Below are 25,405 nucleotides of genomic sequence, written 5' to 3'. Positions count from 1 at the left end.
TCTAGGAAGCGACTATGACGGTTGAGTGAAGGTGTCCCAACGTCTAGACGACTATATGTGTCGGCGCGTAAATTCGTCGCGCACTTCGGCCCGGATGCGGGCGCGCGCATGTAATGTGTCAGTTATGTGACTGTTGTTTGTTCGCTGTGCGTGCGTCGCGCCACTGTCATTTAATGGCGCGTCGGACAGGCTATATTTGAAGGGGTCAATGCATGAGCCGTCCCCAATAACGTAGCCTTCCACCGGCGCCGCCATGCAACAGGTTCTCAGCTTTTTGCCCGATTCGTTCGCGGAGTACGAAGAACTGAAGGCCATACTCGAAGCGAACAGCGCGATCTTCGAGATTCGCAGCGTCTGCGAGACACGGGTGCGGGGCAGAACATTTCGCGTTTTGACGGCGAGCATCGGCTCGACGGATCCGCTTGCGCCCGCAATCGGGTTTTTCGGCGGCATTCATGGGCTCGAACGGATCGGTTCGCAACTCGTGCTCGATTACATGCGTTCGCTGATTGGCCGGCTCGAATGGGACGAACTGCTCGTGCGCCAGTTGCAATCGGTGCGGCTGATCTTCGTGCCGATTGTGAACCCCGGCGGCATGTGGGCCGCGACGCGCGCGAATCCGAACGGCGTCGACCTGATGCGCAACGGCCCGCAGGATGCCGACGAGCACGTGCCGTGGCTCGCCGGCGGACAGCGCCTCGGTGCCTGGCTGCCGTGGTATCGCGGCCGGCGCGGCGCGCCGATGGAAGCCGAAGCACTCGCCTTGCTGCAAGTGGTGGAGCATGAACTCGCGCCGCGGCCGCTGAGCTTTGCGCTCGATTGCCATTCAGGCTACGGGTGGCGCGACAGCATCTGGTTTCCGTATGCGCGCACGCGCCGCGCGATGCCGCATCTCGCCGAGATGTACGCGTTGAAGACGATGTTCGAGCGCGCGCATCCTCACCACGGCTATATGTTCGAACCGCAAAGCCATCAATATCTGTTGCACGGCGATCTGTGGGACTACGCCTACGATCGCCGCCCGCCGTCGAGCATCTTTCTGCCGATGACGCTCGAACTCGGCTCGTGGCTATGGATCAAGAAGAACCCCCGGCAGATCTTTTCAAGGCAGGGCATGTTCAACCCGGTCAAGGCGCATCGCACGGAGCGGGTGCTGCGGCGTCACGCGAATCTGCTCGATTTCCTGACGCGCGCCGCCTATTCGTCGCAGCGCTGGCTGCCGCAGGGCGTCGTGCGCCAGCAACTGCTGCAACATGCGTTCGACCTCTGGTACGGGCCACGGCGCATATGAGCGCATGGATTCTGCTGCGTGGGCTCACGCGCGAAACGCGGCACTGGGGCACCTTGCCGCGGCGCCTCGCCGACGTGGCCGGCGGCGCGCGCGTGCTGCCGATCGATCTTCCCGGCAACGGCGAATTCGCGCGGTTGCGCTCGTATCGCAGCGTCGCGGAGATGGTGGGCTTCGTGCGGCAAGTGGCATTCGAGCGTGGCGTGCCGGGCCCGTATCGCGTGCTCGCCATGTCGCTCGGCGGAATGGTCGCAACGGACTGGGCGCAGCGGCATCCGCATGAAATCGAAGCGCTCGTGCTGGTCAACACGAGCATGCGGCCGTTCAACCGGCCGCACGAGCGGCTGCGCCCGCGAGCGTGGCCGGCATTGATGCGCGTCGCTGCGCATTGGCGCGACGCGGGTGCTGCCGAAAGCGCGATTCATGCGATGACATGCAATAACCGGCTCACGCTCGCCGCCGATATCGAGGCGTGGGCAGCGATTCGAAGCAGCGCGCCGGTGAGCCGCATCAACGCATTGCGCCAGCTCGTGGCGGCGTCGACATTTCGCGCAGCGGCGCAGCCGCCCGCGTGCCGCACGCTGCTTCTTTCCTCGGCCGCGGACGGTCTCGTCAGCGCCGTGTGCTCCGCGAGCGTCGCGGCCGCATGGCGTGCGCCGCATCGTCAGCACGCAACGGCGGGCCACGACATTGCCCACGATGACCCGGCATGGATCGTCGAGCAGATTCATGACGTTCTGCGCTAGCGCAGTCGTGTTGCGGGCGAAAGGGCTCGAGAGGCAACGGATAGGCAAGCCGGAAAATATCAGCGCATAGCCGCGACGCCCGGCGCGCTGCTTTATACCGGCATCCATCGCGACGGGCCTTGATTTCGTCGTGGCGCCCACGCCCGACCTGGTGCCTTCCGGGGCGATCATGAAGACGCAGACCTGCAAGCTTGCACGAATTGCAACGGTCGTTTGCACGAGCGTTGCGCCGTTCGCGGTCGCGTACGCGCAACACATGGAAGCGGTCGAAGAGACGACCGCGGAATCCGCAGGCACAGCCGACGCGCCGCTCGCGCCGCCGCCTGAAGAAAGCCTGAGTGGGTTCGCAAATTTGCCGATTGTCGATGCGGCAGAATCGGATGCACAATGCATGACCGACGCGGCGAGTGCGCAAAGCGTAGCGGTTTCGTACGCCGCGCCAACTGCGGTTCCAGTGCATACCGACACGGTCGCGACCATGAGTACACCGTCAGCAGCGACGTTCTTCGCCCACGGGCAGGCGAACGAACCGGATTGGGGGAAGCCGCGCGGCAACGCCATGTCGCTCGCGGATGCCGATACCGATGCCGCGACGCCGGCGCGGCCGGCCCCGCTCGAGAACGCGGCGCGGGTCGATGAAGCGCGTAATGAACGCGTTGTCGTGCCGGTGGAAGTCGACGCAACCGTGCCGCAAGTACCGACACCGCCATGCGACTCGGCATTGCAGCGCGCTGCGGGGCAGGCGTCGCTGCCGGATGCTCCGCTGCCGGTACGCAAGCCGCCCGTTTCCTATGCGGCGCCGGTTGCGGTGCCGGCTCGTACGGCGCAAGCGGATGTCGAACCGGTCATGCCTGCGGCGCAAGTCCGGCATGTTTCATATGCAGCGCCCGTGGCAGTGCCCGTGCATCGCGAGCGGCGCACGCCATTGCTTCCTTCCTGCGAAGTCCACCAGACGATCGGGCCTTTGGTGCATGCGCGGCCGTTCATGTCGATGCATGTGAATGCAGCGGACGCGACGGCGGCAGTGACGCCAGCGTTGCCGGTGCAACTGATTTTGCCGCCTGCGGTGCGTCGAGCGGATGCACGACCGCCTATCGCAACCGCGATCGATTTGCGAAACGCGCGCGCATCGGAGGCATCGCCCGAGGCACTGCCGCAAGCACCGGCATCGCGCGCGAAGCCCGCACCAGCGACGCCTCGGCAAACCGAATTTCCGCGAGCGGCGTCGCCGCAACTGGCTGCGTCTGAAGCAAAGCCCGTGTCATACGCGGCCCCCATCGCGGTGCCGTCGCGCGGCGCGTCGACGGCTTCGACAAGCCGCCCGGCGCGACCTGACGCTCACTCCTGATTTGCCGGTTGGTTCGCTGCTCGAGCGCACGGCTCGATTGCCCCCAATTCGCCTGATTCGCCATGCTGTTCGCGGCACAGCGACGCGCACGGAGGTGGCGCGGGCAGGGTGCATAATGCCGATGTATCGCCGATGCAGTGGATCGCCACCCGCCGTGGAGGACGTCATGCAAGCGAAAAACGAAGAAGCCATCGCGCACCTGCTCAACGATGTCGTCGAATTCGCGCGGGGCCGGTTGCCCGAACCGGCCTTTGCGATAGTCGAACCTTTCCTGCGGCACTACTACGATTTCGTCGACGCCGACGAACTGCAAAGCCGCAATATTCCCGACCTGTATGGCGCCGCGATGGCGCATTGGCAAACCGCGCAGCGTTTCGTGCCCGGCAGCGAACGGTTGCGCGTGTACAACCCGATTCTCGAACAGCACGGCTGGCATTCCGATCATACGGTGCTCGAGATCGTCAATGACGACATGCCGTTTCTCGTCGATTCGGTATCGATGGCTGTCAACGGCCTCGGGCTTTCGCTGCACTCGGTCGTGCACCCGGTGTTCCGGATCTGGCGCGGCAAGGACGGCAATATCGAGCGCGTCGCCGTCGGCGGCTCGGTGCCCGACGACGGGAAGTCGCAACTCGCGTCGTTTATTCATTTCGAGGTGGACCGTTGCGGCGATGCGGTGAAACTCGAAGCATTGCGCGCCTCGATTGCGCGCGTGCTCGGCGACGTGCGCGCGGCGGTCGAAGACTGGCAGAACATCGCCGACATCGCACGCGGCACGATCAAGGATCTCGCCGCACGCGAAACCAGCGTGGACGGCGTCGAAGCGCGCGCATTTCTCGAATGGATGGTCGCCGATCACTTCACGTTTCTCGGTCAGCGCGACTACGAACTCGTCTCGCACGGCGGCGGTTTCGGACTGCGTGCGGTACCGGGCACCGGCCTCGGCATTCTGCGCGATGCCTTGCGCGACGAACCCACGGCCGACGTCACGCCGTTGCCGCCCGCGGCCGCGGAAATCATCAGCGGCGCGTTGCCGATCTTTCTGACGAAAGCTAATTCGCGCGCGACGGTTCACCGGCCCGGTTATCTCGACTATGTCGGCGTGAAGCTCGTCGGGCGCGACGGGAAGATCGCCGGCGAGCGGCGGTTTATCGGGCTTTACACGTCGACCGCTTACATCGGTTCGGCCACCGACATCCCGATCGTGCGGCGCAAAATAGCGAATATCGTGCGGCGCGCGGGCTTTCTTCCGAAGGGCCACCTCGGCAAATCGCTCGTGACGGTGCTCGAAACCTATCCGCGCGACGAACTGTTCCAGGCGGACGAAAAGGATCTTTACGACATTGCGATGGGAGTCCTGCGTTTGCAGGAACATCAGCGCACGCGCATTTTCGTGCGGCGCGACCGCTTCGACCGCTTCGTGTCGTGCCTCGTGTTCGTGCCGCGCGAAAAGTACACGACCGATCTGCGCCGGCGCATTGCGAAACTGCTGCTCGAGGTGTTCAACGGTAAAGCGGTCGAGTTCACGCCGCTGTTGTCGGAGTCGACGCTTGCGAGGATTCATTTCGTCGTGCGCGCGGAGCCGGGCGCAATGCACGATGTCGACACGCGCGAGCTCGAAACGCGGCTCGTGCAGGTCTCGCGCCGCTGGCAGGACGATCTTGCCGATGCGCTGCTCGATACGTTCGGCGAAGAGCAGGGCAATCGTCTGCTGCAGCACTATGCCGAATCGTTTCCGGCCGGCTATCGCGACGACTACGCCGCGCGCACGGCGGTGCGCGACATCGAACTGATCGAACGCGTGCAGGCCACCGGCCATCTTGCGATGAACCTGTACCGGCCGATCGAATCGGCGCCGCGTGCCTTCCGTTTCAAGGTGTATCGCGTGGGCGAACCGATTGCGCTATCGCGCAGCCTGCCGATGCTCGAGCATCTGGGCGTGCGCGTCGACGAGGAGCGCCCGTATCTGATCGAAGCGCCGCACGCGCAGCCCGCGTGGATTCACGACTTCGGCCTCGAGCTTGCCGACGAAACCGAATTCGATATCGAGCGCGTCAAAGACCTGTTCGAAGATGCATTCGAACAGGTCTGGTGCGGCACGATCGAAAGCGACGATCTGAACAGACTCGTGCTGAGCGCGCATCTGGCCGCGCGCGAAGTCACGATCCTGCGTGCGTATGCGAAGTATTTGCGGCAGGTCGGTTCGACCTTCAGCGACGCTTATATCGTGCGCGCATTGACGGGCAACCCGGCAATCGCGCGGGTGCTCGTGGAACTGTTTATCGCGCGCTTCGATCCGTCGCCGGGCACGGGCCGCGAGGCGCGCATCGAGCGGCTGCTGAAGGTGATCGAAGGCGCGCTCGACCAGGTGCCCAATCTCGACGAAGACCGCATCCTGCGGCAGTTCCTCGGTGTGATCAACGCGTCGGTGCGCACGAATTATTTCCATCGCGACACGCATGGCAAGCCGATGCCGTATCTGTCGTTCAAATTCGATCCGGCCAGGGTGCCCGGTTTGCCCGAACCGAAGCCGATGTTCGAAATCTGGGTTTACTCGCCGCGGGTGGAAGGCGTGCATCTGCGCGGCGGGCGCGTCGCGCGCGGCGGATTGCGCTGGTCCGATCGCCGCGAGGATTTCCGCACCGAGGTGCTTGGGCTCATGAAAGCGCAGATGGTGAAGAACGTCGTGATCGTGCCGGTCGGCTCGAAGGGCGGCTTCGTCGTCAAGAATCCGCCGCCGCTGAGTGATCGGGAAGCGTGGCTGCGCGAAGGCGTCGCGTGCTACCAGACGTTTTTGCGCGGCCTGCTCGATCTGACCGATAACCGTTCGGGTACGGAGATCGTGCCGCCGCCCGACGTCGTGCGGCACGATCCCGACGATCCGTATCTCGTCGTCGCCGCGGACAAGGGCACCGCGACGTTTTCCGACTACGCGAATGCGATCTCGCAGCAATACGGCTTCTGGCTCGACGATGCGTTCGCATCGGGCGGCTCGGTCGGCTACGACCACAAGAAAATGGCGATCACCGCGCGCGGTGCGTGGGAGTCGGTCAAGCGGCACTTTCGAGAGATGGGCGTCGATACGCAGGCGACCGATTTCACCGTGGTCGGCATCGGCGATATGTCGGGCGACGTGTTCGGCAACGGCATGCTGCTATCGCCGCATATCAGGCTCGTCGCGGCGTTCGATCATCGTCATGTGTTTCTCGATCCAAACCCCGATACGGCGGCGAGCCTCGCCGAACGGCAGCGTCTGTTCGGCCTCGAACGTTCGAGCTGGGCCGACTACGATCCCTCGCTGATCTCGGCGGGCGGCGGTGTGTTTCCGCGCGCGGCTAAAACGGTGCCGATATCGGCTGCGATGCAAAGCGTGCTCGGCATTAGCGCAACCGCGCTGACGCCGAACGAACTGATTCGTGCGATTCTGCAGGCGCCCGTCGACCTGCTCTACAACGGCGGCATCGGCACCTATGTGAAAGCGAGCCACGAAACGCATGCTCAGGTCGGCGACCGCACCAACGACGCGGTGCGTGTAAATGGCAACGAGTTGCGCTGCAAGGTGGTGGCCGAAGGCGGCAATCTCGGGCTCACGCAATACGGCCGCATCGAGTTCGCGCAACGCGGCGGACGCGTGAATACCGATGCAATCGACAATTCAGCGGGCGTCGACTGTTCGGATCACGAAGTGAACATCAAGATCCTGCTCGGTCTCGTGGTGGCGGACGGCGAGATGACCGGCAAGCAGCGCAACGCATTGCTTGCGGAAATGACCGAGGAAGTCGGTTTGCTCGTGTTGCAGGACAATTACTATCAGACGCAGGCGCTGTCGATCGCGGGCCGCTACGCGGCGGACATGCTCGAGGGGGAGACGCGTTTGATGCGCTATCTCGAACGCATCGGCCGTTTGAACCGCGCGATCGAATTCCTGCCGACCGACGACCAGATCAACGAGCGGCATACGGCGAAGCAGGGCCTCACGTCGCCGGAGCGCGCGGTGCTGCTCGCGTACAGCAAGATGTGGCTCTACGATGCGCTGCTCGAATCCGATGTGCCCGAAGACGCGCTCGTGGCCGGCATGCTCGCCGAGTACTTTCCGCAGCCGCTGCGCGAGCGCTTCGACGAGCCGATGCATCGCCACCCGCTGCGTCGCGAGATTCTGGCGACGTATCTGACGAACGGGCTGGTCAATCGCGTCGGCTGTGCGTTCGTGCACCGCATGATGGAAGAAACTGACGCGCAACCGGGCGATATCGTGCGCGCCTGCCTGATGGCGCGCAGCGTTTTCGATCTCGACGACGTGTGGCGCAGAATCGACGCGCTCGACAATCGCGTGCCCGACGACGTGCAGGCGCGCATGTTCGTCGAAATCACGCGGCTGCTCGAAAGCGCCTCGCTGTGGTTCCTGCGTCATCTGCAGACGGGAGAACTCCGCGATGGCGGCGCGGCGGCGCTGATCGCGCGCTGCCGCGACGCGGCGCAACGGCTCGCGCCGCAATTGCCGGCGCTGCTGCCGGCCGCCGATATCGAAGCCATTTCGGAGCGGCAGCGCGTGCTCGTCGATGCGGGCGTGGACAGCGATCTCGCCGTGCGTGTGGCGAGCGGCGAAATTCCGGCGGCGCTGCTCGACATCGCCGAAGTCGCGGCGACGAGCGGCCGCAGTCTCGAACAGGTCGCGGGCGTGTATTTCGCGCTCGGTACGCACCTGAACTATCGCTGGATCGGCGAGCGTGCCGCCGCGCTGCCGACGCCGACGCATTGGGACGTGATGGCGCGCGCCGCGGCGCTCGCCGAACTGGCGCGGTTGAAGCGCCAGCTGGCGACGAGTGCGCTGGCGCAGGCAGCGGACGCATCGGAGATGACCGATCCCGGCACGCTTGTCGACGCGTGGCGTGCACGGCGCGAAACCGCGCTTGCGCGCTACGCGCAGTTGCTCAACGATCTGCGCGCGGCGGGCGGTGCAAGCCTGTCGATGCTGCTCGTCGTGGTACGCGAGATGGCGGCGCTCGAGCGGCACTGAATGCCGTCGAGCGTCGTCGTCGACGCGAATTTCCACCAGACAGCCGATAATATCGGTTGTTTTCTCTACCGCATTGCGTCCCGTCATGACCGAAACCGCTACGCCTAACCTTACTGTCCCTCGTCTGACGAGCCTGTCGCACGGCGGCGGCTGCGGCTGCAAGATCGCGCCGGCAGTCCTGTCGAATCTGCTCAGGCGCAGCATGCCGCTGCCGACATTCCCCGATCTGCTCGTCGGCACCGAGACCGCCGACGATGCCGCCGTTTATCGCCTCAACGACGAGCAGGCGATTATTGCGACCACCGATTTCTTTATGCCGATCGTCGACGATCCGTACGACTTCGGCCGTATCGCGGCGACCAACGCGCTGTCGGACGTCTACGCAATGGGCGGCAAGCCGATTCTTGCGCTCGCGCTTGTCGGCATGCCGATCAACGTGCTGCCGCACGACGTGATCGCCGCGGTGTTGCGCGGTGGCGAAGACATATGCGCGCAAGCCGGTATTCCAGTCGCGGGCGGCCATTCGATCGATTCGGTCGAGCCGATCTACGGACTCGCCGCGCTTGGCGTCGTGCACCCGCAGCGCGTCAAACGCAATGCGGCCGCGCAGGCCGGCGACGTGCTCGTGCTCGGCAAACCGCTCGGCGTCGGCGTGCTGTCGGCGGCATTGAAGAAGAACCAGCTCGGCGACGCGGGTTACGCGCAGATGATCGAGTCGACCACGAAGCTGAACCGGCCGGGCACCGCGCTTGCTGCGCTGCCGGGCGTGCATGCGCTGACGGACGTCACGGGATTCGGCCTGCTCGGCCACGCACTCGAAATGGCGCGCGGCGCAGGGCTCGGTGCACGCGTGCGTTACGCGGACCTGCCATGGCTCGACGGCGTCGACGCGTTCGCCGCAGCCGGTGTGTTCACGGGCGCGTCGGGCCGCAACTGGGCGTCGTACGGCGAGCAGGTGCAACTGGCCGGCAGTTTGCCCGAGACGGCGCGCACGCTCCTGACCGATCCGCAGACGTCGGGCGGCCTTCTCGTTGCATGCGCTTCCGATACGGTCGACGATGTGCTCGCGATTTTCCGCGACGACGGCTTCGCGCGCGCCGCGGTAATCGGCGAAATGACGGGTGGCGCGGCGGGTATTGAAGTCGTTTGAAGTGGTCGTTTGAAGTGGTTGTTTGAAGTCGATTGAAGTTGGCTGATATCGTTTGACATACACGTCCAATAACATCTCTTATACCGACGATGACGGAAGAATCGCCGAAAGCCATCTTTTACGCGCTTGCCGCGAATATCGGCATCGCCATTTGCAAATTCGCGGCCGCGGCCTTCACGGGCTCAGGCGCGATGTTCGCCGAAGCGATTCACTCGAGCGCCGACTGCGGCAATCAGGTATTGCTGCTGTTCGGCCTGCGCCAGGCGCGCCGGCCCGCGAGCCCGCTGCATCCGCTAGGAGCAGGCCGCGCGATTTACTTCTATTCGCTGATCGTCGCGTTGCTGCTGTTCTTTGTCGGAGGGGCGTTTTCGGTTTATGAGGGCGTGCACCGCGTGCTCGTGCACGAGCCGCTCTCGTACGCGTATGTCGCGCTGACGGTATTGGGTGTGTCGGTCGTGCTCGAGGCGCTGTCGCTGACAGGCGCAATGCGCGAAATCCGCAAGACCAATCCGGATAAATCGCTGTGGCGCTGGTTTCGCGAAACGCGCGAGTCCGAACTGCTCGTGGTCGCAGGCGAAGACATTGCGGCACTCGCGGGTCTTGCGATCGCCTTCGTTGCGGTGCTGCTTACTATGCTGACCGGCAATCCGATCTTCGATGCGCTCGGTTCGATCGGCGTCGGCTTGCTGCTGATGATAATCGCGTGGCTCGTGGCGCGCGAAGTGAAGTCGATGATCATCGGCGAATCGGCGAGCCCCGAAGTGCGTCGTGCGATCGAGGCGCATCTGCGCGCGCGCGGCGAGATTCGCAGCATCATCAATCTGATCACGCTGCAATGGGGACGGCACGTGGTGGTGGCGGTTCAGGCGGAAATGATCGACTACGACAGCGGACGCGCGATGGTCGACGCGATTAATGTGATCGAAGCGGAGTTGCAGCATAAGTTTCCGCAGGTGCGCTGGGTATTCTTCGAGCCGGATGTGCCGCGAACCTGATGCGCCGGATGTGACGCTTCGCAATGTGGCGACAGGCGCGCAAGTTTAATGAGCACACGTTGAACGCGCCACTATACTTGTTTGCGCTTCAACATCCGGTTGCAAAAAAATAAAAGGAACGATGCTCGATGAAAATCCGCCGCCGCCCGATCGATACTGCACGCCGCGTCGCTTCAATTGCATTTGCCGCAGTGGCGTGTGCCGCCTCACTGCCGGCTGGCGCAGACACGCAAACCCAGGCGCAGACGCAAACCCGGCCGCATGCGGCGGCGCATCGGCGCGCGGCCGCGCAGGTTCGCGCACCGAAGGTAATGATCGTGTCGATGTTCGGCCCTGAAGGAAAGGTCTGGCTCGACAAACTGGGTCCGTGGCGGGAGATTCGCGTGCCGGGGCTGTCGTCCGACTATCCGGTCGTCCGCTGCAACGAAACGGACGTCTGCGTGATGACGACGGGCATGGGTCACGCGAACGCTGCTGCATCGATGATGGCGCTGACGTTTTCTCCACGCTTCGACTTGCGGCACACTTACTTCCTGATTGCAGGTGTGGCCGGTATCGACCCGGCGCGCGGCACGCTCGGCTCCGCAGCATGGGCGAATTATCTCGTCGACTTCGATATTCAATGGGAAGTCGATAGCCGCGAAGCGCCGCCGAACTGGACCACCGGCTATCTCGGCATTTTCGCAAAAAACCAGACCGACAAGCCGCCGCTCGAATATCGGACCGAAGTATTTGAGCTGAACCATCGGTTGACCGACGCGGCGCTTGCGCTATCGCGCGGCGTCGAACTCGCGGACGCCTCGCAGGCGCAGGCCACGCGCGCGAAGTACGACTATGCGCCCGCGAACCAGCCGCCGGGCGTCGTTCAGTGCGATACGCTGTCCGGCGATACGTGGTGGTCCGGCAATGCGTTGGGCGAACGTGCCCGCCAATGGACCCGAATCCTCACCGACGGCAAGGGCAATTACTGCACGACGCAGCAGGAAGATAACGCGACCTATGAAGCGCTCAAGCGCGCGGCGAGCGCGGGGCGCGTCGATTTGCAGCGCGTTGCCGTATTGCGCACCGGTGCGGATTTCGATCGGCCGCCAAACGGCGTCTCGAGCCTCGATAATCTGCTGAACACGAACGGGCAGGGCGGGGGAGATATCGCGCTCGCTAACCTCTATCGCGCGGGCAATCCGCTCGTGCAATCAATCGTCACACAGTGGAGCGAATGGCGCGAGGGCGTGCCGAAGCAGTAATGCATCGACACGCCCTCTGTCATCTTCGTGCCGGTTAGCCTGTCAAAACACCGGCGCCGGAACACTGTGTTGCTTCAATTGGAACGATACGGCGTCCACACCGGAATGTTCGTCGACCAATCGTCGAGTTCGGACGGGCTCATGTTTGGCTCCTTTTCAACAATTCACTTATCGACAGATCCGCTTTGCCGGCGTGTAACGTCGCGAGACCGAAGCTCGCTTCACCCTACGCGGCGCAAGGGATTGGCTGATTACTGATCGCTCACGCGATTCGCGCCGTTGCCGTTCTGATCGGCGACGCGAGCACCGTTGCCCGCGTCGGCGTTCTGAATCGCATAGCCGTGCGACGCGGCGATTTCCGCCTTTACCTGCGCGCGCGTCACGGTGCTGCCGTTCGACCACCATTGCTGCTGATAGGTGCCGGCACGGCCGATTCCGCCGCCGCCTTGTGCGAACGCCGACGTGCTGGCCAATACCGTGAGAGCGAGAACTGCGAAAAGGCTGCGCTTCATGATTCACTCCTGTGATTCGTTTGCGGCGCCAAGGTATAGCGCTGCGACAGGGTGAAGATTAGGCGCACAGGCGCGTGCGATAAATCCGCCTTTTGCGAAATGAATTGTCGCGAATGCGGAACAATCAAAAAAGCGCGGCAAGTGCCGCGCTTTAATCAGAACAGAATGACATGGGCGTTAAGCGGGTATTGCCGGGTTTTGCATGAACCCTATGCCACCCATTCCGTAACAACAGGCGTGTCGAGTATCGGCTCCTCTTCGCGCTGTTCGATCGTTCGTGCGGTACACGGCTTGTCGAGGCTGCCGCGTCCGCTCAGGAGCGGACAGCTGTCGAACAGCTCGGCCACCCAGTCGACGAATACGCGCACTTTCGACGACAGATGCTTGCTGTGCGGATAGACGACCGAGATCGGCATCGGCAGCGGCTTGAAATCGGGCAGCACTTCGACGAGCTGACCCGAGCGCAGATGCGGCAGCACCATGAAAAGCGGCGGCTGGATCAGCCCGAAGCCTTCGAGCCCGCAGGTTACGTAGGCATCCGCATCGTTGACCGACACAATGCCCTTCATCTTCACAGGGACTTCCTTGCCGCCGACGAGAAACTCCCAATCGAATGTGCGGCCCGTGCGGCTCGAAAAATAATTGACGGCCTTGTGCTGCTCGAGGTCTTCGAGCGTGCGCGGCGTCCCCGCGCGCTCGAGATACGACGGCGCCGCGCACGAGACGCCTTCGAACAGACCGATGCGCCGCGCGACCAGTGAGGAATCCTGCAGCGCGCCGACCCGCACCACGCAATCGACGCCTTCCTGCAAAAGGTCGACCGGCCGGTCAGTCAAGCCGAGCTGCAAGTCGATATCCGGATAGAGCTTGTGGAATTCGCAGAGCTTCGGTATGACGAGCAGCCTGCCGAGCGAACCCGGCATATCGATGCGCAGCTTGCCGTGCGGCTTCTTGTTGCCGGTCTGGAAACTCGCTTCGGTTTCCTCGACATCGGCGAGGATGCGCACGCACCGTTCGTAGTACGCGGCGCCATCGGGAGTTAGCGACAGGCGGCGCGTGGTCCGATGCAACAGACGCGTGCCGAGAAACGCTTCGAGGTTCTGGATGATGGTCGTCACCGACGCGCGCGGCAGGTCGAGCGTTTCCGCCGCTCGCGTGAAGCTGTTCGTATCGACGACCCGGGTGAACACTTGCATGGCCTGGAGCCGGTCCATTGCAACCTCCGGAAGATTGAGTGCAAGCGGTGCGCGCGGCGGGAGCAGACGAAGCCGCGAGGCGAATGCTACCTGCTGGAAAGATGTCGCGCAGGTGCCGCGCAGTTGCCACGCTCGCATGCCTCACGTTGAACAACACAGACCTATTGTTCAGGCGCACCGAATTGTGTTGCCGGATTATAGGCATTTATTTGGAAGTTTGCAGAACGCACAATTCGCTCCGTTCGCTTAATTTCGCGCATTGTCGCCGTTCGATATGGATGCATTTAACTCGCGTCACTCGCTGATTCCTCCGGGTAGCGGCCTGGCAGGCGGTCACACCTCGCTCGATGTCAGCGACGTGCGCATCGAGGGGTACGCACAGGACATCACGCTGCGGCTTTACCGGCAAACGGGCAAAGCCAGCTTGCCGATCCTGCTGTATTTCCATGGCGGCGGCTTCGTGCGCGGATCGATCGACGATGCGGATTTCGCGTCGCGCTTTTTCGCCGAGAAACTGCCGGCGCTCGTCGTATCGGTCGGTTATTCGCTGGCGCCGCAGTTCCCGTTTCCGGCCGCACCGGAGGACGCGCACCGCGCGGCGCTGTGGGTCAAGACGCGCGCGCGCGCTTTTGGTGCAGACACGAAACGGATCGGCGTCGCGGGGTACGACGCAGGCGGCCAGCTCGCCAACTGTCTCGCGTTCATGACACGCGATCGCGGCGACGTGCGTATCGAAGCGCAGGCGCTGTTCGGACCGATGCTGGATCCGAGCCTCACGCGTCTGGGCGACGAGGCGCGTCTCGGTTCGGACATCACCGCAAGCGAATGCGCGGCGTGCTACCGCGCGTATCTGCCGAAAGCGGCGCAGCGCATGCATCCGTATGCGGCGCCGCTCGAAGCGGTGCGGCTCGCGAATCTGCCCGACACGCTGATCGCGACCGCCGGCAACGACGTATTGCATCTCGAAGCGGAGAAGTACGCGGGCAATCTGATTGCCGCCGGCGTGCTGACGCAGGTGATTCGCTTTCCGAATCTGTCGCACGCGGCGCTCGTCGATCATCCGGCCGCGCTGCAGGAAGCAGTGAGCTTTTTCCGCTGTCGTTTTGCTGCTCGCAATACGCGCGGCAGCGCGTGACCTGCGTGTGAGCGGCATCTGAAACAAGCCGGCGCACCGCCGCAGTGCGCCGGTCGCGCGTGTCTGTTTGCGCGCCCTCCGATAAACAAACAAACCAACTTCAAAGCCATTTAAACGGAGTCCGTCATGTCATTGCTTCCTCTTTCCCGCACCCGGCTGGCCATTGCCGCCGTGGCCGTTATCGTGATTGCCGGGATCGGCACGCTCGGCGCGATGCGCGTCGATGCGCGCTCCGAGTCGCCGGCGCAGGCCGCGCCGCTGACCGAAGTCGACGTCGCTGCAGTCGTGCAGAAGACGATCACCGACTGGCAATCGTATTCGGGGCGTCTCGAGGCGATCGACAAGGTCGAGATCCGTCCACAGGTGCCGGGCACGATCGTCGCCGTGAACTTCAAGGACGGCGCGCTCGTGAAGAAGGGCGACACGCTGTTCGTGATCGATCCGCGTCCGTATCAGGCCGAAGTCGATCGCGCGGCCGCGCAACTGGCCGCCGCGCAGGCGCAGCGCCAGTATGCGCAGACGGATTGGGAACGCGCGCAGCGCCTGATCGGCGACAACGCGATCGCAAAGCGCGACTACGACGAGAAGCAGAACGCCGCGCGTTCGGCCGACGCCAACGTGAAGGGCGCGCAAGCCGCGCTCGAAGCCGCGCAGATCAACCTCGGCTATACGAAAGTCACGGCGCCCGTATCGGGCCGCGTGTCGCGCGCCGAAATCACGCTCGGCAACGTGGTGAGCGCGGGTGCGGGGGCGCCGGTGCTGACCACGCTCGTGTCCGTCTCGCCCATCTACGCTTCTTTCGATGCGGACGAGCAGACGTATCTGCAGTACATCAGCCGGGTGAAGAACAGCGGCAAGGTGCCGGTCGAACTCGGTCTCGCGAACGAAACGGGCTACTCGCGTTCGGGCGTTATCGATTCGGTCGATAACCGGCTCGATACGTCGTCGGGCACGATCCGCGTGCGCGCACGCTTCGATAACGCGGATGGCACGCTCGTCCCGGGCCTCTATGCACGCGTGAAGGTGAGCGGCAGCGCGCCGCACGCGGCGTTGCTGATCGACGATGCTGCGATCGGCACCGACCAGGACAAGAAGTTCGTGCTCGTCGTCGACAAGAGCAACAAGGTTGCCTATCGCGAAGTGCAGATCGGCCACCTGCAAGGCAACTTGCGCGTGATTACCGGCGGTTTGCTGAACGGCGAGCGGATCGTCGTGAACGGCACGCAGCGCGTGCGCCCCGGCGAGCAGATCAAGGCGCACATGGTGCCGATGACAGGCGGCGACGGCGAGCCGAAGAACGATTCGTCGGTTGCAGAAGGCAAGCCCGCACGCACGAACGCACAGAAGAATTCGTGATGCTCGCGCCGCGCATCGCATCGATGCGCGCGTGCCTCAACGTACAGAGCCTCATATGAACATATCCAAGTTTTTTATCGATCGGCCCATTTTCGCGGGCGTGCTATCGGTCCTGATTCTGCTGGCCGGCGTCATCGCGCTGTTTCAGTTGCCGATCTCGGAGTACCCGGAAGTCGTGCCGCCGTCGGTGGTCGTGAAGGCGCAGTACCCGGGCGCGAACCCGAAGGTGATCGCCGAAGCGGTGGCTTCGCCGCTCGAGGAGCAGATCAACGGCGTCGAGAACATGCTGTACATGCAGTCGCAGGCGAATAGCGACGGCAATCTCACGCTCACCGTGACGTTCGCGCTCGGCACGAACCCCGATCTCGCGACGCAGCTCGTGCAGAACCGCGTGAACCAGGCGTTGCCGCGTCTGCCGGAAGACGTGCAGCGCCTTGGCGTGACGACGATCAAAAGCTCGCCGACGCTGACGATGGTCGTGCACCTGATCTCGCCGAACGACCGCTACGACATGACGTATCTGCGCAACTACGCGTTGCTCAACGTGCGCGACCGGCTGCAACGGATTCGCGGCGTCGGCGAAGTGCAGCTGTGGGGCGCGGGCGACTACGCGATGCGCGTGTGGCTCGATCCGACCAAGGTGGCCGAGCGCAATCTGACGGCGACCGAAGTGGTCAACGCGATTCGCGAGCAGAACATCCAGGTCGCGGCCGGCGTGATCGGCGCGTCGCCCTCGATGCCGGGCACGCAATTGCAACTGCTCGTGAATGCGCGCGGACGCCTGAAAACCGAGGAGGAATTCGGCGATATCGTCGTGAAGACGGCGCCCGACGGCGCGGTCACGTACCTGCACGATATCGGGCGCATCGAACTCGCCGCATCCGAATATGGCCTGCGTTCGTTGCTCGACAACAAGCCGGCCGTGGCGCTCGCCATTAATCAGTCGCCGGGTGCGAACTCGCTGCAGATTTCCGATGAAGTGCGCAAGACGATGAAGGAACTCGCCGCCGATATGCCGACGGGCGTGCAGTACAAGATCGTCTACGACCCGACGCAGTTCGTGCGCTCGAGTATCGAAGCAGTGATTCATACGCTGCTCGAAGCGATCGCGCTCGTCGTGATCGTCGTGATCGTGTTCCTGCAGACGTGGCGCGCGTCGATCATTCCGTTGATCGCCGTGCCGGTGTCGATCGTCGGTACGTTCTCGCTGCTGCTCGCATTCGGCTTCTCGATCAATGCGCTGTCGCTGTTCGGGATGGTGCTCGCGATCGGTATCGTCGTCGACGATGCGATCGTGGTGGTGGAGAACGTCGAGCGCAACATCGAAAGGGGGCTGACTGCGCGCGAGGCGACCTATAAGGCAATGCAGGAGGTGAGCGGGCCGATTATCGCCATCGCGCTCACGCTCGTTGCCGTGTTCGTGCCACTCGCATTCATGACGGGCCTGACCGGCCAGTTCTACAAGCAGTTCGCGATGACCATCGCGATCTCGACCGTGATTTCGGCGTTCAACTCGCTGACGCTGTCGCCGGCGCTGTCGGCCATGCTGCTGCGCGGCCACGGCGAGAAGGAAGACTGGCTTACGCGTGGCATGAATCGCGTGCTTGGCGGCTTCTTCCGGCGCTTCAACAAGGTGTTCCATCGCGGCTCGGAAGCATACGGCAAGGGCGTGACGGGCGTGCTGCGGCACAAGGGCATGATGCTTGTCGTGTACGCGGTGCTGCTTGCTTTGACGGCTGTTGTCTATCGCGCGGTGCCGGGCGGTTTCGTGCCTGCGCAGGACAAGGAGTATCTGATTGCGTTCGCGCAGCTGCCGAACGGCGCGTCGCTCGACCGCACCGAAAACGTGATCCGCGATATGAGCGCGATCGCGCTGAAGCAGCCGGGCGTCGAGAGCGCCGTGGCGTTCCCGGGTCTCTCGGTGAACGGTTTTACGAACAGCTCGAGCGCGGGCATCGTATTCGTTACGCTCAAGCCGTTCGATGAACGCAAGGGCAGGGCGCTGTCCGCCGGTGCGATCGCCGGTGCGCTGAACGCGCAATACAGCAGCATCAAAGGCTCGTTCGTCGCGGTGTTTCCGCCGCCGCCGGTGCTCGGTCTCGGCACGCTCGGCGGCTTCAAGATGCAGCTCGAAGATCACGGTTCGGTCGGCTACGCGGCACTGAACGATGCGGCCGAGGCCTTCGTCAAGAAAGCCCGGCAGACGCCGGAACTCGGCCCGACGTTCTCGAGCTACCAGATCAACGTGCCTCAGCTGAACGTCGATCTGGACCGCGTGAAAGCGAAGCAGCTCGGTGTGGCGGTGACGGACGTGTTCAACACCATGCAGATTTATCTGGGTTCGCTGTATGTAAACGACTTCAACCGTTTCGGCCGCGTTTATCAGGTACGTGTACAGGCCGACGCGCCGTTCCGCGCGACGGCGGAAGACATCGGCCAGCTGAAAACACGCAATGCGAACGGCGACATGGTGCCGCTGTCGTCGCTCGTGAAGGTGACGCCGACCTTCGGTCCGGAGATGGTGGTCCGCTACAACGGTTACACGGCAGCGGATATCAACGGCGGGCCGGCGCCCGGCTATTCGTCGGGCGAGGCGCAGGCGGCGGCCGAACGCGTTGCGGCCGAGGTGTTGCCGCGCGGCGTGAAGCTCGAATGGACCGACCTCACGTATCAGCAGATTCTCGCGGGCAATGCGGGTCTCTGGGTGTTCCCGATCAGCGTGCTGCTCGTGTTCCTCGTGCTGGCCGCGCTGTACGAGAGCCTGACGCTGCCGCTCGCGGTGATCCTGATCGTGCCGATGAGCATGTTGTCCGCATTGACGGGCGTGTGGCTCACCGACGGCGACAACAATATCTTCACGCAGATCGGCCTGATGGTGCTCGTGGGTCTAGCGTCGAAGAACGCGATCCTGATCGTCGAGTTCGCACGCGAACTCGAACACGACGGGCGCTCGCCGATCGCCGCGGCCATCGAAGCAAGCCGTCTGCGTCTGCGCCCGATTCTGATGACGTCGATCGCGTTCATCATGGGTGTCGTGCCGCTCGTTCTGTCGTCGGGTGCGGGTTCGGAGATGCGGCATGCGATGGGTATCGCCGTGTTCTTCGGGATGCTCGGCGTGACGCTGTTCGGCCTGATGCTGACGCCGGTGTTCTACGTCGTGCTGCGCCTGATGGCGGGCGGCAAGATTCACGTTGCACAGAAAGATGCGCCGCATAGGGTTGCGCAAACAACCGATGCGTAAAGGTGCGCACTGAGGACGGAAACATGAAAAAAGACCAAACGATGCGCGGCTTCGGCCGCGCGGCAGCGAGCGCGTTGCTGCTGGTATTGCTGGCGGCGTGCTCGGTCGAGCCGACCTATAAGCGGCCCGACGCGCCGACGCCGGCCGCGTTCAAGGAAGCGCCGGCAACCGACGCGAAGGACATGGGTACGTGGAAAACCGCGGAACCGGCCGACGCCGCGCACCGCGGCGAATGGTGGACGATCTTCGGCGACCCGGTGCTCGACGACCTCGAGCAGCAGGCAGCCGCGGCAAACCAGGACCTGAAGGCCGCGGCCGCGCGCGTGCAGCAATCGCGCGCGCTCGTGCAGAACGCGCGTTCCGACTGGTTCCCGACCATCGATGCGGGCTTCGGCCCGACGCGTCAGCGTCTGTCGCCGGCGTCGCAGTTCCTGCCGCCGAATGCGAACGTGCCGACGCAGACGCTGTGGCGCGCCCAGGCGACCGCTTCGTACGAAGTGGATCTGTTCGGCCGCATCAGTTCGAACGTCCATGCAACGCAGGCCGACGCGCAGCAGAGCGAAGCGCTGTTCCGTTCGGTGCAGCTCGCGTTGCAGGCCGACGTCGCGCAGAACTACTTCCAGCTGCGCGAGTTCGATACGCAGGTCGACCTGTTCCGGCAGACGGTGAAGTTGCGCGAGGATTCCCTGAAGCTCGTGCAGCAGCGCTTCGACGAAGGCGAGATCAGCGAACTCGACCTCGCGCGTGCGAAAAACGAGCTTGCTACCGCGCGTGCCGATGCGGTTGGCGTGGCGCGGCAGCGCGCGGCGTCCGAGCACAGCCTTGCGATTCTGCTTGGCAAGGCGCCGGCCGACTTCTCGTTCGCCGCGTCGCCGCTCGTGCCGGTCACGGCGCGCGTGCCGGCGGGCTTGCCGTCCGCATTGCTCGAGCGCCGTCCGGACATCGCGGCGGCGGAGCGTGCGATGGCCGCGGCGAATGCACGCGTCGGCCTTGCGAAGTCCGCGTATTTCCCGAGGCTCGACATCACGGCGGCCGGAGGGTTCGAGGCAGGCACGCTGGCCGACCTGTTCCACTGGTCGAGCCGCGCGTTCATTCTCGGGCCGTTCGCCGGTACCGCGCTGACGCTGCCGCTGTTCGACGGCGGCCGGCGCCGCGCCGGTGTCGATCAGGCGCGGGCGAAATACGACGAAGACGTCGCGCAGTATCGTCAGCAGGTGCTGCAGGCGTTCCGCGAAGTCGAAGACAACCTGTCCGACCTGCGTCTGCTCGACGATCAGATCGAGCAGGAGAACGACGCGGTCAGTGCGTCGCAGCGTTCGGCGCATCTGTCGGCCACGCAGTATAAGGAAGGGCAGATCGCCTACCTCGACGTGATCGACGCGGAGCGTCAGGTGCTGCAGACGCAGTTGCAGGCGAGCCAGCTCACCGGTGTCCAGGCGGTCGCGACGGTCAACCTGATTCGCGCGCTCGGCGGCGGATGGGGCGACATGAAAGCGCAGGACGGCACGACCGTCGGCTCGCGCAACGACGGGCAGCAGCTCGCGAAGCAGTAGCACGATCGGCGTTGTCCACTGGGCTCCACGGATAACGCCGATGGCCTTTTTCTGCCACGGCACGCTTGACATGCGATGTGCGCGCGGGCCGCGGTGTTCTGTTCACCGGTCAGGTGCATACGGCTGCGACGAATTTCCGGTGGCACCCGGCGCGTGCGCGAGATCCTCGAGAGTCCGACTGGCCTGACGGATCTGGGATCGGCGCCACTCCTGCACGAACGATGGATCGAGGTGCGGATTCTGCCGCCCGAAGTCAGGCGACGAGGCTCGGTCGATATCAGCCTGCCAGTTCGCTATTTGCTGCGTCAGCCACGCATGCCGTTCGCCCGGGTGTCCGTATTCGACCGGTGCATGAGGCGCGGGACTGTCACTGCGGTTTTCGGTACCCGCATGCCCGGCGCCCGGTGCGTCGGCACGGCTGCCCTGGCGCTGCGCGAAGAGGTCTTCGTGAGAGAGCCGCGGCGATTCGGCGCCCGCGTGCCGCGGCGTCGAATTCTGCAGGACGCTCGGTGCGGATCCGGCCCGCGACAGGACCGACGGCGTCGAATATGGGCCCGCTGTTTCATGAGGTATCGAAGGCTCGGACCACGCGCGGCCAAAGAACTGAAATCGGATCATGTCGCATTTCCTTTCGCTAGGGACTGCGGTTGGGCGATTCGGCTCCGGAACCACCCGGGGCGGTTGGGCGCGTTCGAGGCCGGTCGATGGGCTGCATGCAATCCGATGCTACCGGTCGCCGATCGTTGCGAGGCGGTGTACGGATACGGCAGCGGCCGTCGCGCCACGGTGTATGCGCGTTCCGATGCGATCCCGTAGACTTGTCGGCACCTGTGTCGACCCCGGCACGATTGTCGACGGAGAACGCATGAACGACGCGCGCCAGCCGGCCGAACGCGAAGCGCAACCGCGCGCTCACGCGCCGGCGCAAGACCTGACCTCCCTGCTTGCCGCATTGCATGAAACGGCTGCCGAACGCGACCGCGCCGGCGGTCATGCGGCGCGCGAAAAGCAATGGATCGCCGATGCCGGTCTGCTGACGCTTGCCGTGCCGCACGAATTCGGCGGCAAATTCGGCGGTGGCGGGGGCGCGAACTGGTTTGACGTCTACCAGACAATTCGCGCGATCGCGACCGTCGACAGCGCGCTTGCACATCTGCTCGGGTTTCAGTGTCTGCAGATCGTCAGCGTCGACGTCTGGGGCAACGACGAGCAGCGCGCGCGTTACCTTGGCGACACGGTCCGGGAGCGCTGGTGGTGGGGCAATGCAGTGAACCCGCTCGATACGCGACTCGTTGCGACCGCAACGGCCGGCGGCGGCTATCGCCTGAACGGCGCGAAGGGTTTCTGCTCCGGCACGCGCGGCTCGCAGATGATGACCGTCTCCGCTCACGACGCCGCGGCCGGCAAATCGGTATACGGTGTCGTGCCGACCACGCGCGAGGGCATCACGGTCCACGACGACTGGGACCCGATCGGCCAGCGGCAAACCGACAGCGGCACGGTCTCGTTCGACCATGTCCGGCTCGAACCCCATGAAGTGATGCAACGTTCGGACGTGCCGCGCGCAACGCTGCGCACACTGGTTTCGCAACTGGTGCTGACCAATCTGTTCGTCGGCATCGCCCAAGGGGCGCTCGACGAAGCGCGCCGCTATTTCACGCAGTACACGCGTCCCTGGATCACCTCGGGTGTCGCGCGTGCCGCCGACGATCCGTATCAATTGCAACGCTTTGGCGAAATGCGCCTGAAGACGATCGGCGCCGAGGCGATGGCCGAGCGCGCGGCCCGCGCGCTCGACGACGCCTGGAACAGGGGCCTCGCGCTCGATGCGCAGCAGCGTGCGCATGTCGCGCTGGCCACCTCGGAAGCGAAGGTGTTCGCGCATCGCGCCGCACTCGATGTGAGCGAGGCGCTGTTCGACGCGTGCGGCGCACGCGCGTCCGGTGCTCCGCTCGCGCTCGACCGTTTTTGGCGCAATGCGCGCGTGCACACGCTGCACGACCCGCTCGACTACCGCGTCCGCGATATCGGACGCTACGCGCTCGATGGGACATTGCCGGACGTTTCTTTGTACACTTGAGGGAGTCGGCGGCGCACGGCACACGGCCTCGTGGTGCAGCTCGGCTTCAATCAACTCGAGGGTCACCGGCTTGCAGTTCAAACTACCGACTACGGCGACAGCGCCGTTTTGCCCGGCGGAAGTACAGGGTTCCGTCGCGGTCAATCCAAACGCACCGTTCTGGAAGCGCATTTTGCAGTTCGCGGGCCCCGGCCTGCTCGTGTCGATCGGCTATATGGACCCCGGCAACTGGGCGACCGATATCGAGGCCGGTTCGCGCTACGGGTATGACCTGCTCTTCGTCGTCGTACTGTCGAGCCTCGCGGCGATGGTGCTGCAGTGCCTGAGCATGCGCCTGGGCATCGCGACAGGCAAGGACCTCGCCCAACTGTCGCGCGCCCGTTATTCGCCGGGCGTCGTGCGCATCCAGTGGCTGCTCGCCGAAATCTCGATCATCGCGTGCGACCTCGCCGAAGTGCTAGGCGGCGCGCTTGCATTTCATCTGCTGTTCAAGATTTCATTGACGGGCGGCGTGCTGCTCACCGCGCTCGATACGCTGATCGTGCTCGGTTTGCAGGGCAAGAATTTCCGCGATCTCGAGGCGATCATGCTGGGACTGATCGCGACGATAGGCGTCGGCTATGTGATCGAACTCGCGCTCGTGAAGCCGGACTGGTCGGCCGTCGCGCATGGCATCGTGCCGTCGTGGCAGGCGCTCGACAGCCGCGAACCGCTCTACCTCGCAATCGGCATCCTCGGTGCAACGGTCATGCCGCACAACCTGTATCTGCATTCGTCGGTCGTGCAGACGCGTGCGGTGAAGCGCAATTCGAAGGGCATCGGCTCGGCGATCGCCATGTCGCGCATCGATACGATCATCTCGCTGCTGCTCGCGCTGCTGATCAACGCGGCGATCCTGATTCTCGCCGCCGCGGCGTTTCATTCGACCGGCCACAATCAGGTAACCGAAATCGAAGACGCCTACAAGCTGCTCGCGCCGATCGTCGGGACGAGTCTCGCAGCTATTCTGTTCGCAGTGACGCTATTCGCGTCCGGCCAAAGCTCGACATTCACAGGTACGGTTGCGGGCCAGGTCATCATGGAAGGCTTTCTCGACCTCAATATCCCGTGCTGGCAGCGCCGGCTGATCACGCGCACGCTCGCGTTGATTCCCGCACTGATCGGCATCCAGCTGCTCGGTAACGGCGCGGTCGGCCAACTGCTCGTCGCAAGCCAGGTCGTGCTGAGCCTGCAATTGCCATTTGCGCTGTATCCGCTGATCCGCATGACGGACGACCGCGCGCTGATGGGCGAGTTCGCGAACCGGCTGCCGACGCGCATGCTCGCGTGGGCGCTCTTCGCGGTGATCAGTGCCGCGAATGCGTGGCTCGTCGTGCAGACGGTGGGATGGCTGGGCTGAAAACCGGCGCGCCAACAATGGCGCACCGGTCACGGCAGCAAGGCGGGCGGGCGGATCAGGCCGCGGCGAGTGCCGTAGCGGATTCGAATTCTTCGATACCGGCTGCGGCGGCGCCGCAGACTTCGGCAACCTGCCCGACTTCGAAGACGGGCTCGGCGACCTGAGGCACCACGCGCGGCAGCGATTCAACCTGCGCTTGCGTTTCGAGTCTTGCGGCAGCGGCTTTCTTCGTCTTGCCCGCGCGCGACGGCGGCTGGCATGCGCCGCATACCACGTTGTTCTGCAGGTCGTGCTTGTGCGCGACGAACTTGCCCGTGCAGCGGCAGCAGCGCGTGAGTTGCAGGATGTCCGCGTCGAAAAAGCGCACGAGCGTCCATGCGCGCGTCAGATCGAGCACCGGCTCCGAATTCGCGTGCTTGCAATGCTCGAGATAGAGGCGGTAACCCTTCGTCAGCGCGTCGAGGTGCGAGCAGCGCGCCTCGTTCTTCAGAAACAGGTACGTGTTATAGAACAGCGACGCGTGGATATTCGCGAGCCAGGTCATGTACCAGTCGGCTGAGAACGGCAACATGCCTTTTGGCGGCGATGCACCTTTCACTTCGCGGTACAGACGGATCATGCGATCGCGGGAAAGCGTCAGTTCGCTTTCCAGCACCTGCATGCGCGCGCCGAGTTCGATCAGCGCGATGGCGCGAAACACTTCTTGTGCGTCTTCGGTCAAGCTTCGCTTGAGCATGGTGGCCTCTCGTTCAGGCAAACTGCTCTGCGGGCTGGCCGGCAAGCAGAATCGCCGTATGCGTCGAAGCGACTTCCGCGTGCTTCGACGTTTGCGTCAACGCCGACAGCATCGTGTGATCGTTGAAGCGGAAAAAGCATAAAAGCTGGTCGGAAGAGGCCAGCTTGACGATCTGCGCGAGCGACAGACCGGCCAGCAAATCGGCCAATTCCGACGACAGACCCAGCCGGAACATCCCGACTGGCTTGTCCTCGCGCAACATGCGTTGCGCGAGCATGATGTACGACAGGTTAATTTCGCGGATAGATTCCAGCGTCTCGCTGCTACGGTCCATTTTTTCGTTCCCGAAGCCCCGATTGTTCGTCGGCATTGCCATGCCGTTATGGTCTTTGAGTCGCCGGAAACGTTT

18 protein-coding genes are annotated in these 25,405 nt (G+C 64.0%); 13 read left to right on the top strand and 5 right to left on the bottom strand.

The genetic code is table 11. The features are described 5' to 3' along the window. Window positions 1-253: 253 nt before the first annotated feature. The 7 genes from BTO02_RS32385 to BTO02_RS32355 all read left to right on the top strand — a co-directional run bounded on the left by BTO02_RS32385 (window position 254) and on the right by BTO02_RS32355 (window position 11,788). Entirely contained in the window at window positions 254-1,291 is a 1,038-nt protein-coding gene (locus BTO02_RS32385) for a M14 family zinc carboxypeptidase (protein ID WP_075161037.1), read from the top strand. Beyond that, window positions 1,288-2,034 carry an alpha/beta fold hydrolase gene (locus BTO02_RS32380; protein ID WP_075161036.1) on the top strand — a complete coding sequence of 249 codons (747 nt, stop codon included), beginning with the start codon at window positions 1,288-1,290 and terminating at the stop codon, window positions 2,032-2,034. The genes BTO02_RS32385 and BTO02_RS32380 overlap by 4 nt, the downstream gene beginning before the upstream one ends. 169 nt (window positions 2,035-2,203) lie before the next feature. After that, window positions 2,204-3,382, top strand: a complete 1,179-nt coding sequence (locus BTO02_RS32375; protein ID WP_156884048.1) for a hypothetical protein — start codon at window positions 2,204-2,206, stop codon at window positions 3,380-3,382. Window positions 3,383-3,548: 166 nt separating this feature from the next. Continuing rightward, entirely contained in the window at window positions 3,549-8,399 is a 4,851-nt protein-coding gene (locus BTO02_RS32370) for an NAD-glutamate dehydrogenase (RefSeq protein ID WP_075161604.1), read from the top strand. Between the two features lie 85 nt (window positions 8,400-8,484). Further along, a complete protein-coding gene (gene selD, locus BTO02_RS32365) occupies window positions 8,485-9,549 on the top strand; it encodes a selenide, water dikinase SelD (protein ID WP_075161034.1) in 1,065 nt (354 codons plus the stop codon). Between the two features lie 89 nt (window positions 9,550-9,638). Continuing rightward, on the top strand, window positions 9,639-10,544 hold the full coding sequence (locus BTO02_RS32360; RefSeq protein ID WP_075161033.1) for a cation diffusion facilitator family transporter: 906 nt from the start codon (window positions 9,639-9,641) through the stop codon (window positions 10,542-10,544). Between the two features lie 128 nt (window positions 10,545-10,672). After that, on the top strand, window positions 10,673-11,788 hold the full coding sequence (locus BTO02_RS32355) for a purine-nucleoside phosphorylase (protein WP_075161032.1): 1,116 nt from the start codon (window positions 10,673-10,675) through the stop codon (window positions 11,786-11,788). Between the two features lie 251 nt (window positions 11,789-12,039). On the opposite strand, the gene BTO02_RS32350 is transcribed toward BTO02_RS32355, so the two are convergent. After that, window positions 12,040-12,300 (bottom strand): DUF4148 domain-containing protein, encoded by a 261-nt coding sequence (locus BTO02_RS32350; RefSeq protein WP_075161031.1) that lies wholly within the window; start codon window positions 12,298-12,300, stop codon window positions 12,040-12,042. A 209-nt stretch (window positions 12,301-12,509) separates the two neighbouring features. Continuing rightward, the gene (locus BTO02_RS32345; protein WP_075161603.1) at window positions 12,510-13,514 is read right to left on the bottom strand and encodes a LysR family transcriptional regulator; all 1,005 of its coding nucleotides are present in this window, start codon (window positions 13,512-13,514) and stop codon (window positions 12,510-12,512) included. Between the two features lie 256 nt (window positions 13,515-13,770). On the opposite strand from BTO02_RS32345, the gene BTO02_RS32340 reads away from it, so the two are divergent. From BTO02_RS32340 to BTO02_RS32325, 4 genes are all read left to right on the top strand, one after another. After that, complete coding sequence (locus BTO02_RS32340; protein WP_075161602.1) at window positions 13,771-14,631, top strand: alpha/beta hydrolase; 861 nt, start codon at window positions 13,771-13,773, stop codon at window positions 14,629-14,631. A 126-nt stretch (window positions 14,632-14,757) separates the two neighbouring features. Next, window positions 14,758-15,987, top strand: coding sequence for an efflux RND transporter periplasmic adaptor subunit (locus BTO02_RS32335; protein WP_075161030.1), 1,230 nt, complete (start codon window positions 14,758-14,760; stop codon window positions 15,985-15,987). 55 nt (window positions 15,988-16,042) lie between these two features. After that, complete coding sequence (locus tag BTO02_RS32330; RefSeq protein ID WP_075161029.1) at window positions 16,043-19,228, top strand: efflux RND transporter permease subunit; 3,186 nt, start codon at window positions 16,043-16,045, stop codon at window positions 19,226-19,228. A gap of 23 nt (window positions 19,229-19,251) precedes the next feature. Further along, a complete protein-coding gene (locus BTO02_RS32325; protein ID WP_075161028.1) occupies window positions 19,252-20,781 on the top strand; it encodes an efflux transporter outer membrane subunit in 1,530 nt (509 codons plus the stop codon). A 102-nt stretch (window positions 20,782-20,883) separates the two neighbouring features. Here the strand turns inward: BTO02_RS32325 and BTO02_RS32320 are convergent, their stop codons facing one another. Then, complete coding sequence (locus tag BTO02_RS32320) at window positions 20,884-21,399, bottom strand: hypothetical protein (protein ID WP_075161027.1); 516 nt, start codon at window positions 21,397-21,399, stop codon at window positions 20,884-20,886. A gap of 247 nt (window positions 21,400-21,646) precedes the next feature. Between BTO02_RS32320 and BTO02_RS32315 the strand changes: the two genes are divergently transcribed. Both BTO02_RS32315 and BTO02_RS32310 read left to right on the top strand, forming a co-directional pair. Beyond that, window positions 21,647-22,861 carry an acyl-CoA dehydrogenase family protein gene (locus BTO02_RS32315; RefSeq protein WP_075161026.1) on the top strand — a complete coding sequence of 405 codons (1,215 nt, stop codon included), beginning with the start codon at window positions 21,647-21,649 and terminating at the stop codon, window positions 22,859-22,861. Between the two features lie 70 nt (window positions 22,862-22,931). Then, window positions 22,932-24,260, top strand: coding sequence for an Nramp family divalent metal transporter (locus BTO02_RS32310; RefSeq protein ID WP_075161025.1), 1,329 nt, complete (start codon window positions 22,932-22,934; stop codon window positions 24,258-24,260). A 55-nt stretch (window positions 24,261-24,315) separates the two neighbouring features. Here the strand turns inward: BTO02_RS32310 and flhC are convergent, their stop codons facing one another. Continuing rightward, window positions 24,316-24,996: a flagellar transcriptional regulator FlhC gene (gene flhC, locus BTO02_RS32305; RefSeq protein WP_232243607.1), complete on the bottom strand. Its 681-nt coding sequence runs from the start codon at window positions 24,994-24,996 to the stop codon at window positions 24,316-24,318. Window positions 24,997-25,009: 13 nt separating this feature from the next. Continuing rightward, window positions 25,010-25,330, bottom strand: coding sequence for a flagellar transcriptional regulator FlhD (gene flhD / locus BTO02_RS32300; protein WP_075161601.1), 321 nt, complete (start codon window positions 25,328-25,330; stop codon window positions 25,010-25,012). Window positions 25,331-25,405 lie beyond the last annotated feature (75 nt).

Origin of the sequence: Paraburkholderia sp. SOS3 (genome assembly GCF_001922345.1) — a bacterium.
Lineage (GTDB): Bacteria > Pseudomonadota > Gammaproteobacteria > Burkholderiales > Burkholderiaceae > Paraburkholderia.
This window is presented reverse-complemented; position numbering and strand designations above follow the sequence as displayed.

Excerpts from the sequence above, each read along its gene's own strand:
- BTO02_RS32340 (WP_075161602.1), top strand. The coding sequence starts at position 13,771 with ATGGATGCATTTAACTCGCGTCACTCGCTGATTCCTCCGGGTAGCGGC.
- BTO02_RS32325 (WP_075161028.1), top strand. The coding sequence starts at position 19,252 with ATGAAAAAAGACCAAACGATGCGCGGCTTCGGCCGCGCGGCAGCGAGC.
- flhC (WP_232243607.1), bottom strand. The coding sequence starts at position 24,996 with ATGCTCAAGCGAAGCTTGACCGAAGACGCACAAGAAGTGTTTCGCGCC.
- BTO02_RS32360 (WP_075161033.1), top strand. The coding sequence starts at position 9,639 with ATGACGGAAGAATCGCCGAAAGCCATCTTTTACGCGCTTGCCGCGAAT.
- BTO02_RS32375 (WP_156884048.1), top strand. The coding sequence starts at position 2,204 with ATGAAGACGCAGACCTGCAAGCTTGCACGAATTGCAACGGTCGTTTGC.
- BTO02_RS32350 (WP_075161031.1), bottom strand. The coding sequence starts at position 12,300 with ATGAAGCGCAGCCTTTTCGCAGTTCTCGCTCTCACGGTATTGGCCAGC.
- BTO02_RS32315 (WP_075161026.1), top strand. The coding sequence starts at position 21,647 with ATGAACGACGCGCGCCAGCCGGCCGAACGCGAAGCGCAACCGCGCGCT.
- BTO02_RS32320 (WP_075161027.1), bottom strand. The coding sequence starts at position 21,399 with ATGATCCGATTTCAGTTCTTTGGCCGCGCGTGGTCCGAGCCTTCGATA.
- BTO02_RS32330 (WP_075161029.1), top strand. The coding sequence starts at position 16,043 with ATGAACATATCCAAGTTTTTTATCGATCGGCCCATTTTCGCGGGCGTG.
- BTO02_RS32355 (WP_075161032.1), top strand. The coding sequence starts at position 10,673 with ATGAAAATCCGCCGCCGCCCGATCGATACTGCACGCCGCGTCGCTTCA.
- selD (WP_075161034.1), top strand. The coding sequence starts at position 8,485 with ATGACCGAAACCGCTACGCCTAACCTTACTGTCCCTCGTCTGACGAGC.
- BTO02_RS32335 (WP_075161030.1), top strand. The coding sequence starts at position 14,758 with ATGTCATTGCTTCCTCTTTCCCGCACCCGGCTGGCCATTGCCGCCGTG.
- BTO02_RS32370 (WP_075161604.1), top strand. The coding sequence starts at position 3,549 with ATGCAAGCGAAAAACGAAGAAGCCATCGCGCACCTGCTCAACGATGTC.
- BTO02_RS32380 (WP_075161036.1), top strand. The coding sequence starts at position 1,288 with ATGAGCGCATGGATTCTGCTGCGTGGGCTCACGCGCGAAACGCGGCAC.
- BTO02_RS32385 (WP_075161037.1), top strand. The coding sequence starts at position 254 with ATGCAACAGGTTCTCAGCTTTTTGCCCGATTCGTTCGCGGAGTACGAA.
- BTO02_RS32345 (WP_075161603.1), bottom strand. The coding sequence starts at position 13,514 with ATGGACCGGCTCCAGGCCATGCAAGTGTTCACCCGGGTCGTCGATACG.
- flhD (WP_075161601.1), bottom strand. The coding sequence starts at position 25,330 with ATGGACCGTAGCAGCGAGACGCTGGAATCTATCCGCGAAATTAACCTG.